General features: G+C 40.5%; 4 protein-coding genes, 1 tRNA gene and 3 pseudogenes. 1 reads left to right on the top strand and 7 read right to left on the bottom strand.

What is annotated here, in order from left to right; all coding sequences use genetic code 11:
* Positions 1 to 499: 499 nt before the first annotated feature.
* From rpmB to ACEE44_RS10165, 3 genes are all read right to left on the bottom strand, one after another.
* A complete protein-coding gene (gene rpmB / locus ACEE44_RS10175) occupies positions 500 to 688 on the bottom strand; it encodes a 50S ribosomal protein L28 (protein ID WP_001140948.1) in 189 nt (62 codons plus the stop codon).
* A gap of 328 nt (positions 689 to 1,016) precedes the next feature.
* Complete coding sequence (locus tag ACEE44_RS10170) at positions 1,017 to 1,898, bottom strand: class II fructose-bisphosphate aldolase (RefSeq protein WP_105109964.1); 882 nt, start codon at positions 1,896 to 1,898, stop codon at positions 1,017 to 1,019.
* 304 nt (positions 1,899 to 2,202) lie between these two features.
* Positions 2,203 to 2,288 (bottom strand) — tRNA-Leu (locus tag ACEE44_RS10165).
* Between the two features lie 318 nt (positions 2,289 to 2,606).
* Between ACEE44_RS10165 and ACEE44_RS10160 the strand changes: the two are divergent.
* Positions 2,607 to 2,921, top strand: a pseudogene (locus ACEE44_RS10160) (helix-turn-helix domain-containing protein); the annotation flags it as partial.
* A gap of 28 nt (positions 2,922 to 2,949) precedes the next feature.
* Here ACEE44_RS10160 and ACEE44_RS10155 read toward each other — a convergent pair.
* The 4 genes and pseudogenes from ACEE44_RS10155 to ACEE44_RS10140 form a co-directional block, all read right to left on the bottom strand.
* Positions 2,950 to 3,342: pseudogene (locus ACEE44_RS10155) on the bottom strand (IS110 family transposase); the annotation flags it as partial.
* Between the two features lie 253 nt (positions 3,343 to 3,595).
* Positions 3,596 to 5,184: pseudogene (locus ACEE44_RS10150) on the bottom strand (CTP synthase).
* A gap of 165 nt (positions 5,185 to 5,349) precedes the next feature.
* A complete protein-coding gene (gene rpoE, locus ACEE44_RS10145; RefSeq protein ID WP_449172152.1) occupies positions 5,350 to 5,931 on the bottom strand; it encodes a DNA-directed RNA polymerase subunit delta in 582 nt (193 codons plus the stop codon).
* A 139-nt stretch (positions 5,932 to 6,070) separates the two neighbouring features.
* Positions 6,071 to 6,595, bottom strand: a 525-nt coding sequence (locus tag ACEE44_RS10140; RefSeq protein ID WP_449172151.1) for an LPXTG cell wall anchor domain-containing protein, incomplete at its 5' end; no start/stop codon positions are given.

Raw genomic sequence — 6,595 nt, 5'->3', positions numbered from 1 at the left:
ACTACTTTTTGAAACTTTTTTTCAAACGGTTAACACTTTCTCTAAAAGACAACTTAATCAGTCTATCATCTTCATTTGACCTTGTCAACTCTTTTTAAATATTTTTTTCATGCCACTGTTCTCTCGAGATTATATGTAAAAGAAAAGTTATTCGCTATTTCTAGCTTGAATTCAGTATACAAGAACAAACTTAAGCGAAACTGACGGTTCATACTCATTTAAAATCAGGAAAGCTATCTACCAATCACATTGAATGCAGAATATTTCAATTTTGAAGTTATTGAACAGAGTACAGATAGTCGCCAATCTGAACTTAAATATTGAAATTTTACACATAGTAATTGTTCTTGCATGCTATTTTTAATTTTTGCTGAGTATTATTTCTTGTTTGTCAGATATGTTATAAATGTCTAAAATGAAGAACTACTTCTAGCTAGCAACTTACTATTTTCATTTACAGGTACAAAAAAGTCGCTAGACTATTCTAACGACTTTCGTATTATACACGCTCAACTTTGCCTGATTTAAGAGCACGAGCTGAAGCCCAAACTTTTTTAGGTTTGCCATCAATCAAAACAGTAACTTTTTGAAGGTTTGGTTTAACTGCGCGTTTTGTTTGGTTCATAGCGTGTGAACGGTTGTTACCTGATACAGTCTTACGACCAGTAAAATAACATACTTTAGCCATTGTATATTCCTCCTCATTTGATCAAATATATAGGATGTGCTAGCACCACATACCATACTATTCTAACAGAAAAGAATGGACTTGGCAAGAAATATTTTTATTTTTTATTCTCATTCTTCTTGCTAGCTAGTCTAGAGCGATTTCAGACGGTTGGTAATTTGTTTTTCCTTCTATAAAAGAACTTCATTTTGCTTTAGCAGAAATAAGGCTTAGACAATAGGTGCACGGACCAGGTTTGCAAAAAAAGAACCCAACATTTGTCAGGTTCTCAGTATTATTCTATTTAAGCTTTGTTTGCTCGAAATCAAAGATTTTTTTCACAAAATCATTAAGCTTTATTCGCTGAGCCGAATACGTCGATGCGCTCTTCAACAGATGCTTGAATAGCTTTTACGCCGTCAGCCAAGAATTTACGTGGGTCAAAGAGTTTTTTCTTGTCGTATTCTGCTTCGTTTGCTTCATAAGCTGCTGCAAATTTACGAGTTGCGTTTGCAAATGCGATTTGGCACTCAGTGTTAACGTTGACTTTAGCAACACCCAATTTGATCGCTTCTTGGATTTGCTCATCTGGAATACCAGAACCACCGTGCAATACGATTGGGAAACCTGGTACAGCTTCAGTCAATTTACGCAAGTGGTCAAGGTCAAGACCTTCCCAGTTTGCTGGGTATGGACCATGGATGTTACCGATACCAGCTGCCAAGAAGTCAATACCAGTTGCAACCATTGCCACTGCATCTTCGATTGGAGCCAACTCGCCAGTACCAACGATACCGTCTTCTTCACCACCGATAGTACCAACTTCAGCCTCAACTGAGATACCTTTAGCGTGAGCCAATTCTACAACTTCTTTAGCTTTTGCAAGGTTTTCTTCTACAGGAAGGTGTGAACCGTCAAACATGATAGAAGTGTAACCAACTTCGATACACTCAAGTGCATCTTCGTAGTGACCATGGTCAAGGTGAATAGCAACTGGAACTGTGATGTTCATTGACTCGATCAAGTTAGCAATCAAGTTACGAGCTACTTTGTAACCACCCATGTACTTAGCTGCACCCATAGAAGTTTGGATAAGAACTGGAGCTTGTTTTGCTTCTGCTGCACGCAAGATAGCTTGAGTCCACTCAAGGTTGTTTGTGTTAAATCCACCAACTGCATAACCGTTGTCACGCGCTGCTTGGACAAATTTTTCTGCTGAAACTAATGGCATTTCGATAGCCTCCTAATATTTTTTGAGGTTGTACCTCATACCCTTCTATTCTACCATTTTTATTTTGAAAATGCTAGTTGAAACTATACTGTTTTGAGAAAATTTTCACATATGTTTCATGATAAAATAGCTTCTCTCCATATAAATGCGCTTGCTTCGTATTTCTTGCTTTTAAATTTTCCAGTGTATAGTAACGTTCCTAAGTAGACTAAAAACATCATTATAGTTTGAAAACAAAATTCAAAATGATGAACAACTACAAGTCCAAAAACGCAAAAAGGACTAGCCTTAGCTAGTCCAATTATGCGGAGAGTGGGACTTGAACCCACACGACCTAAAGCGGTCACAGGATCCTTAGTCCTGCGCGTCTGCCAATTCCGCCATCCCCGCTTAACACAAGAATTAGTATAACACGAGAATGGGCAGCTGTCAACACTTTTTTTGAAAAAAATAATTATTTTTTCATTGAAAGTTCTATAATGAAGTTAGCCACCTTGCCTTGCTCAAAAATAGTTATTTCACTATCTTTGAGTAAGCTGGTAATTTCATTTGATAACAGGCTTGAAGTTGTTAGGCTAAGTAGCCAAGACTAATAGTAGCCTTGGTTTAGCTCCCAAAACAGGTTCCAGGGATCTTGTTATCAAAGGATATTCATTTTAAGGCACAAGAAAACACCTCTGTGTATACTTGTAGTTCACCACAAACACATGGAAGAAAGAAGGTAAGTCCATTCGTGAAATTGCGACTTACTAGGAATGGCTCCTCAGACCATCAATAACGAAACCAATCGGGGTACAACCTTACAACAAGTACGAAGTTGGTAATATAAATAGGTATATTCAGTCGATTACGCACAACTATTTACCAAAACAATCGAAAACGGTCGGTAAAAAAATAATCTTAACCAAAGAAATCAAAGAGAAGATTTTACACTATCATAAACAAAAATTTTCACCCGAAATGATGGTTAGAAAGAAACAAATTCCAGTGGGTATTTCAACTATTTACTATTGGTTTCACGATTTCAATTTTCCACATAATATTTTCCTTACTCCCTCAATTCTTGAATGGTTTCATCGGGAACGAAACTCCGAGGAAGCAGACCGATCCGTGTTAATTTGGCAATCTAGTGAGCATCCTTCTTATCGGTTTTCTGACCTGGAATAGCCTTCATGTGGGCTGGTTGAGCCAGTATCAACTCGAAGTCATCACATAGAGCATGCCAGACAGGTCGCCAATAGACACCTGTGCTTTCCATACCAACGGCTTCCACATGAAATTGACTGAGAAAATCGTGGCAAGCACGCAGGCCTTTAGTTGTTGTATCAAAGGTAGCCATCTCATGCTTTGGACGAGTTGAGGTAAGTGGACCGTGCAGGATACAGACAACAATATTGGCTTGATGGACATCAATACCTGCACAAGATTGATAGGGAACATCCATGACAATTCCCTCCTTCTAAAAATATGAGAGCTTATCTACCGAATTTTAGTCGTATTTTTATACCCATGCCTATCGCATACTTTGAGGTGCTCGTCAGTAGAGTGGGTTAGTTTTTCCCGCGATGACTAACATCATTAACTCAGCAACCATAAAGCCCTCACTAAGATGTTACACCTAGTGAGGGCTTTATGTTCGTTTTCAATATTCTGTGGGTGAGGACGGAGCCATCATGGATGTCTGTCCCACTCCCTATTTATTTTTCATTCTCAACAGCAGCTGTGACGAAGGCGGTATAGAGGCCCTCTGGACGGTTTGGTCGAGATTGCAGTTCTGGGTGATATTGACAGGCAACAAAGAACTTATTCTCAGGAATTTCAACGATTTCAACCAGGCGATTGTCTGGCGATACACCTGAGAAGACAAAACCAGCTTCTTCAAATTGTTGACGGAAGTCGTTGTTAAACTCGTAGCGGTGGCGACGTTGGACAACTTCTTGATTGTCATAGGCTGCTGCAGCCTTTGAACCACGTTTGAGCTTACTTAGATACAAACCTAAACGAAGTGTTCCGCCCAAGTCTTCCACGCCAATTTGATCACGCATGATATCAATAATAGGATACTTGGTTTCTGGATCCAATTCAAAACTGTTGGCTCCTTCCAACCCTAAAACATGACGGGCGAATTCCACACAGGTCAACTGCATGCCCAAGCATACCCCCAACATAGGCACATCATTCTCACGGGCATAGCGAATGGCTTGGATTTTTCCTTCTGTGCCACGTTGACCAAAGCCACCAGGTACGATGATTCCCTGGGCTTGTCCAAGTCGGTCTGCTACATTTTCAGCAGTCAGGTCGTTGGCATTGACCCAATCCAACTCAATAGCAGCACCGTTGGCATAGCCTGAGTGCTTCAAGGCTTCTACAACTGAAATGTAGGCATCTTGGAGCTCGACGTATTTTCCAACAAGGGCAATCTTAACAGTCTTCTTGAGAGTTAATACCTTATCAACCATGGCTGACCAATCTGTCATATCTGCTGGTGGCACATCCAGTTTCAAGTGGTAGCAGACAATCGGGTCCATGTTTTGCGCCTGCATATTGAGAGGAATTTGATAGAGGTGTTCAACGTCCAGCGATTCAATCACCGCTTCTGGCGCTACATCACAGAATTGAGCTAATTTATTTTTTATGCCTTGACCTGCCGGCTGTTCTGTCCGAATCACCAACATATTGGGCTGAATTCCAAGTCCACGCAGTTCTTTGACCTAATGTTGCGTTGGCTTGGTTTTCATTTCTCCAGCCACTTTGAGATAAGGCAAGAGGGTCTTATGAATGTACATAACGTTATCAGAGCCAACATCTGCCTTCATCTGACGGAGGGCTTCAAGAAAAGGCAAACTTTCAATATCTCCGACAGTTCCACCTACTTCTGTGATAATAACATCTGCATCAGTGGTGCGTGCCGCTCGCTTAATCTTGTCCTTTAGAGCATCGGAATGACCTGAACGGTTGCTCCTAAATGCTCTCCTTTGCGTTCTTTACGAAGGACTTCGCTGTAAATTTTACCAGTTGTGACGTTGGAGTATTTGTTGAGGTTGATATCGATAAAACGCTCATAGTGACCGAGGTCCAAATCCGTTTCTGCGCCATCATCTGTCACAAATACTTCCCCGTGTTGGTAGGGGCTCATAGTTCCTGGGGCAATGTTGATGTAGGGATCGAATTTTTGAATGGTGACTTTTAAGCCTCTGTTTTTCAAGAGGCGACCCAAACTTGCTGCTACAATTCCCTTACCAATCGATGACACAACGCCACCAGTTACAAAAATATATTTTGTCATGCAAACTCCTTCTCTGCTGTCATCATCATGATGGGGGTAGATTTCAATAATGATGAAGAAAAAACAAAAATAGCTCCCTACGAATAGGGAGCTCCGACCTCAAAAGAGATGCCCGATAATATCTTATCGCAATCGCATTGTCTTGGCAAATACAATTTTATGTGACTATTCGTCTACAGGCTCTTCATCTGAGTAGTCATCATCGACTTCACCCAAATCAACCTGTTCTACATCCAATTCATCATCGGTGATAATTTCATTGATTTCAGAATCGTATGACTCCACCTCATCCTTCTCATCATCAGGATTTTCATCATCATATTCAGATGTCGAACTATCAGAGTAGTCGTCTTCATCTTCTGGATCATCATGACCGTAATCGATGGCATCTTCATCTCCGTCCATAAAGGCATTGACACGTTTTTTCTTACGTTTCGGTGCATCTTCATCATCTTCTTCAAGAGTGATCACTTCTTCATCAATTTCATCAATAGCATACCAAGAACGTAATCCCCATTTATTTTCACCGAGCGGAATAAAGCTACCATCCACATTCAAATCTGAATAAAAAGTTGGCAAGGCTGCTCGAATCTCGCTATTTGATTTTTCAAGGTAATTTTGAATTTCATTGACCAAATCATTGAAGTACATTTCATTGTCACGTCCGCGTTCTTCCAAAATAGCACGGGCTACTTCAATCATGGAAAGTTCACTTTTTTCTTGTCCTGCAAATACGTTTAATTCCAAGGCTCTTCTCCTTTTTTGTCTTTCCTTTCTATTTTACGCTAAATATCTTAATTAGTCAAAGATAAGTGAAATTTTTTTTAGAAAAGAAAAGCCTAGTCGGCACTGCCAAACTAGACCTCTTTTTCTCCCTAGCGACTAACTAGGCTTCCTCTCTCTTTTTGAATAAAAGGAATGCGGATAGGCTTGTCAAGCTAGCCACAAGATAGAAACTCATATTTTCTACAACTCCCGTTGCTGGAAGGGTTTTAGTAGTAGAAATCTGTTTCACTGAACCTTGTTCTCCTGCTACTGATGGCACAGGAACTGGCTTAATCCCTTCTGGAAGTGTCAGATTCTTCTCTGGTGTTGAAGCCGCATCTGCATAGTCAGAGTCTTGTTTTAACTCTACTTGATTACTGAAACCATCACCATCTGTATCGGCAGTCAAATCAAAGGTCGGAAGGGCTGGAGCAGTTACAGATGAACCGGTCAGTTCCAAATGACCTTCTGGTAATTCTAGATAAGCTGGCTCACCTTTGGCTGTTACAACTGGAACTGAAGCTGCATTTGCATAATCAGAACCTTGCTCCAACTCTACTTGATTACTGAAACCATCGCCGTCTGTATCAGCTGACAAGTCAAAGGCTGGAAGAACTGGGGCAGTTACAGAGGAACCATTCATAGC

The organism is Streptococcus sp. 32226D021BW (assembly GCF_053545015.1).
Note: the sequence above shows the minus strand (reverse complement) of the source record. Positions and strands in the feature narration are given on the sequence as shown.

What these genes read in the sequence shown, in the direction of transcription:
- ACEE44_RS10170 (WP_105109964.1), bottom strand. Translation starts at nt 1,898, where the DNA reads ATGCCATTAGTTTCAGCAGAAAAATTTGTCCAAGCAGCGCGTGACAAC.
- rpmB (WP_001140948.1), bottom strand. Translation starts at nt 688, where the DNA reads ATGGCTAAAGTATGTTATTTTACTGGTCGTAAGACTGTATCAGGTAAC.